3 protein-coding genes and 2 pseudogenes are annotated in these 4,594 nt (G+C 62.7%); all 5 read left to right on the top strand.

The window, feature by feature from the left end; all coding sequences use genetic code 11:
- Positions 1-237 precede the first annotated feature (237 nt).
- Positions 238-531 (top strand): annotated as a pseudogene (locus EN750_RS40840) (IS1 family transposase); the annotation flags it as partial.
- Between the two features lie 557 nt (positions 532-1,088).
- Positions 1,089-1,688, top strand: a pseudogene (locus tag EN750_RS19755) (SDR family oxidoreductase).
- A 255-nt stretch (positions 1,689-1,943) separates the two neighbouring features.
- A complete protein-coding gene (fumC, locus tag EN750_RS19760; protein ID WP_127397402.1) occupies positions 1,944-3,341 on the top strand; it encodes a class II fumarate hydratase in 1,398 nt (465 codons plus the stop codon).
- A gap of 236 nt (positions 3,342-3,577) precedes the next feature.
- Positions 3,578-3,997: a DoxX family protein gene (locus EN750_RS19765; protein ID WP_127332224.1), complete on the top strand. Its 420-nt coding sequence runs from the start codon at positions 3,578-3,580 to the stop codon at positions 3,995-3,997.
- A 153-nt stretch (positions 3,998-4,150) separates the two neighbouring features.
- Positions 4,151-4,567: a DoxX family protein gene (locus EN750_RS19770; RefSeq protein WP_127272143.1), complete on the top strand. Its 417-nt coding sequence runs from the start codon at positions 4,151-4,153 to the stop codon at positions 4,565-4,567.
- Positions 4,568-4,594 lie beyond the last annotated feature (27 nt).

The raw sequence follows: 4,594 nt of genomic DNA on the forward strand, positions 1-4,594 counted from the left end.
GATCGACGGGCTTTGGCTGCGGCTCGGCCTGCAACCGGGCAGCGTCTCGCGCGAACAGGCCGTCCGCCAGGTCAAGAATTATGTCGCGGGTCGGCTGGCCCTGCGGGAGCCCGTCACCGAAGTTCATACCGTGGGATAGGCGGTAGTGGGGCATTTGATGCCGCGAATGCCGTTGTCGTGACCCGCCGTGAACTCCTATATGCTTACAGAAAGTATGGGACGGCGTATGACAATCGAGTGCATAGCCCCGCCGAATGCACTGGTGCGCGGAAAGAGTGGATCGAAGGTAATCCAGACATCAAGCACGTCAGCACGTCATTTGCCGAACGCCAAAACCGGACTATGCGGATGCATATGCGCCGCTTCACGCGCCTGACCAACGGCAGCGGAAGCTCACGCCAACGCCGTTGCCCTGCACTTCATGTATTACAACTTTGTCCGCATTCATGCTTCATGCGCATGACGCCCGCGATGGCCGCCGGCGTGACTGGCAAGCTTTGGGAGATTAGCGATATCGTTGCGCTGATCGAGGCGAAGGAAGCCGAAAAGCCAGCGGCTCGGGGGCGTACCGAAAGAAAGGTGTCTCAACTGATTGATCCTCAACCCATCACGAATGAAAATATCCTGAGGGTTCTTTGCATCGTCCTCGTCGAAATTCGCGCGACCGATGATCTATCCAGAGCTCGTATGCTCGCGGATTCATTTCACAACGCACCGGCCATGATCGCCTCTGGCGCCGGTCCGCAGGATACCTGGGCAAGTGTACTTGGAACCGCTCGCAGGCTTGATATGGAACGATATGTCGTCTCACTGCTGAGCCACGTTCAGGCGAGACAGATTTCAAACTGACCCACTACCGGATAGGCTGGCCGCTTGACCTCGCCCGCTGATATGCGGTGCTCTCGCGGCGGCCAGAGAAGCCTTGGAGCGTCGGATGAGACTTCACAACAAACGCGCGCTGGTCACCGGTGGGTCGGACGGTATCGGCCTGGCGATCGCCGAAGCCTTTTTGGTGAGGGTGCGGACGTCCTGATCGTCGGCCGCGACACCAAGAGCTCGACGCCGCCCGCAAGCAGATCGGCGGCACTATCGAGACGCTGCCGGCCGATCTTGCCACATCGGCCGGCATCGCAGCCGTCGTCGAGCATGTGAAGAAATCCAGTCGGCCTCTCGATGTCCTCGTCAACAATGCCGGGGTGGCTTTCCTGGTGCCGTTCGAGACCGTCAGCGAGGCGCAGTTCCAGCAATCCTTCGCGCTCAATGTGACGGCGGTGTTCTTCCTCACCCAGGGCCTGCTGCAGCATCTCGCGGCGCCGCATCGGTGATCAACATCTCGTCCTATTCGCCAACAAGATGATCCCGAGCGGCCGTCGAGCCTCTATTCGCTGTCGAAGGGCGCGTTGAATCCGCTGACCAAATCGCTGGCCTTCGAACTCGGCCCGCGCGGCATCCGCGTCAACGCCATCGCGCCCGGCACGGTGGACACCGCCATGCGGCGCAGGACCGTCGACAATCTGCCGGCCGAGGCAAAGGCGGAGCTGAAGGCCTATGTCGAGCGCAGCTATCCGCTGGGCCGCATCGGCCGCCCCGACGATCTGGCCGGTATCGCGGTCTATCTCGCTAACGACGAGGCGTCCTGGACCAGCGGCGGCATCTTCTCCATTGACGGGGGTTATACGGCGGGGTGAGCTGGTTTTCTCCCTCCTTGGGGGAGATGGCCGGCAGGCCGGAGGGGGTCGCCTCGCGTGGAGCGCCAGCCTCTTCCGGCGGCGATAAGAGGTCGCGCCCGGTCGAACCGACCCCCTCTGTCGCCTTCGGCGACATCTCCCCCTCGAGGGGGGAGATCACCTTCAACCGATTTGCATACTTGCCGCCCGCAATCTCCGCTTGAAGCCGTTTGTGCAACGCGATACGCCGTTGCCGACTTCGACAAGGAGAGACCCGTGACCGCTGCAAATACCAGAACCGAAACCGACACGTTCGGTCCCATCGAAGTTGCCGCCGACCGGTACTGGGGCGCGCAGGCGCAGCGTTCGCTCGGCAATTTCAAGATCGGCTGGGAGAAGCAGCCGGCGTCGATCGTGCGCGCGCTGGGCATCGTCAAGCGGGCGGCGGCCGAAGCCAACATGGAGCTCAAGCGGCTTGATCCTTCGATCGGCAAGACGATTGTTGAGGCGGCGCAAGAGGTCATCGACGGCAAGCTCGATGAGCATTTCCCGCTGGTGGTCTGGCAGACCGGCTCGGGCACGCAGTCCAACATGAACGCCAATGAGGTGATCTCCAACCGGGCGATCGAGATGCTGGGCGGCGTCATGGGCTCTAAGAAGCCGGTGCATCCCAACGATCACGTCAATATGAGCCAGTCGTCGAACGACACCTATCCGACGGCCATGCACATCGCCTGCGCCGAACGCATCGTGCACGATCTGTTGCCGGCGCTGAAGCACCTGCACAAGGCGCTCGCCGCCAAGAGCAGAGAGTTCAATCACATCATCAAGATCGGCCGCACGCACACGCAGGATGCCACCCCGCTAACGCTTGGCCAGGAATTTTCGGGCTATGCGGCGCAGGTCGCCTCGTCGATCAAGCGCATCGAGCTGACATTGCCCGGCCTGCAGGAACTGGCGCAGGGCGGCACTGCCGTCGGCACCGGCCTCAACGCACCGGTCGGCTTCGCCGAACGGGTGGCGGATCGCATCGCCAGCATTACCGGCATCGCCTTCGTCACCGCGCCGAACAAGTTCGAGGCGCTGGCGGCCCATGATTCCATGGTGTTTTCGCACGGCGCCATCAATGCGGCGGCCGCCGCGCTGTTCAAGATCGCCAACGACATCCGTTTCCTCGGTTCCGGTCCGCGTTCGGGGCTCGGCGAGCTGTCGCTGCCGGAAAACGAGCCGGGCTCGTCGATCATGCCGGGCAAGGTCAACCCGACCCAGTGCGAGGCGCTGACACAGGTCTGCGTGCAGGTGTTCGGCAACAATGCGGCGCTCACCTTCGCCGGCAGTCAGGGCCATTTCGAGCTCAACGTCTACAACCCGCTGATGGCCTACAACTTCCTGCAGTCGGTGCAGTTGCTCTCCGACGCCTCGGTGTCCTTCACCGACAATTGCGTCGTCGGCATCGAGGCGCGCGAAGACAACATCAAGGCGGCACTCGACCGATCGCTGATGCTGGTGACGGCACTGGCGCCGACCATCGGCTACGACAATGCCGCCAAGATCGCCAAGACCGCGCACAAGAAGGGCACCACGCTGCGCGAGGAAGCGCTTGCAACCGGGCTGGTCAGCGAAGCCGATTACGACCGGCTGGTGCGGCCGGAGGACATGACGCATCCGGGGTAAGCAATTCGAGGAAAAGTGTCTTGCGGTTTTCGGTCCGGAATTACGTCAACCAAAAGCCGGGGGTTTCGTGACGGGAGAATTTACTCCGGTCACGGCGTGACCCAAAGCGAATTTTGCGCAGGCCGCCCGATCACGGAAACGTAAGTACTGTGAACAATGTGTCGCCAGTCTGGTGGCTTTGGTGAACAGTCGGCTTGCTCTATCTCCCCGGTATCAACCCATCCCGGAGAGCCACCATGTCCATCAACACTTCAGTCGCCGGTTCCGGCGCATCCAATGCCTCGACCACCATCCTCCTCGGCCGCGTCCTGCTTGCCGTCATCTTCCTGCTTTCAGGCTTCGGCAAGCTGACCGCCATCGCCGGCACGGCCGGCTATTTCGGTGCCCTCGGCCTGCCCTTGCCGACCGTAACGGCCATTGTCGTCGGCCTGATCGAGCTTCTCGGCGGCCTCGCCATCCTCGTCGGCTTCAAGACCCGGATTGTTGCCTGGGTGCTGGCGATCTTCACCGTCGCTACCGGCTTGGTCGCCCACACCGGTTGGGCCGACCAGATGCAAATGATCCAGTTTCTCAAGAACCTCGCCATTGCGGGCGGCTTCCTCGTGCTGGCTTCCTCGGGCGCCGGCGCCTATTCGATCGACGCTAAGCGCGGCTGAGCCAAGAACCGGCAATAGCCGACAAAAAGCGGCGCGGAATTTTCCGCGCCGCTTTTTCGTTATCGGTGTATGCCCGCCGATCTGCTGGCCGGAGTTTTCTGCTAGGATAGGGGCTATCGGGACGAAGCCGGCCGGCGGCCGAGGGAGGTGAACATGCCCCGCAACGCGCTGCTCCTGCTCTCCCGGCTGCTGCTCGCCGCCCTGTTCGTGCCCTCCGGTTTCCAGGCATTGAGCGACATAGCCGGCACCACAGGCTATTTCGTAAACCTCGGCCTGCCGCTGCCGGCACTTGCCGCCTGGGGCACGGGACTGTTCGAAGTGATCGCCGGGCTGCTCGTCCTGGTCGGTTTCCAGACCCGGATCGCGGCGCTGCTGCTCGCTGCCTTCTGCATTGCCGCCGGGTTCATCGGCCATTACGGCCAGGGCGGCGGCGACGCGATGCTCTCCTTCCTGCACCAGCAGATGCTGATGAAGGACATTGCGATATCAGGCGGATCTGTTGCGCTGGCGATGGCCGGTGCGGGAGCCTGGTCGGTCGACGGGCGCGGCCATCGCATGTGGAATTCCTGAGATGTCTGCCCGGCACGGACCCCCACC

This window comes from Mesorhizobium sp. M7A.F.Ca.ET.027.03.2.1 (assembly GCF_003999175.1).
Lineage (GTDB): Bacteria > Pseudomonadota > Alphaproteobacteria > Rhizobiales > Rhizobiaceae > Mesorhizobium.

Coding starts and splice junctions, on each gene's coding strand:
- EN750_RS19770 (WP_127272143.1), top strand. CDS start 4,151: ATGCCCCGCAACGCGCTGCTCCTGCTCTCCCGGCTGCTGCTCGCCGCC.
- EN750_RS19765 (WP_127332224.1), top strand. CDS start 3,578: ATGTCCATCAACACTTCAGTCGCCGGTTCCGGCGCATCCAATGCCTCG.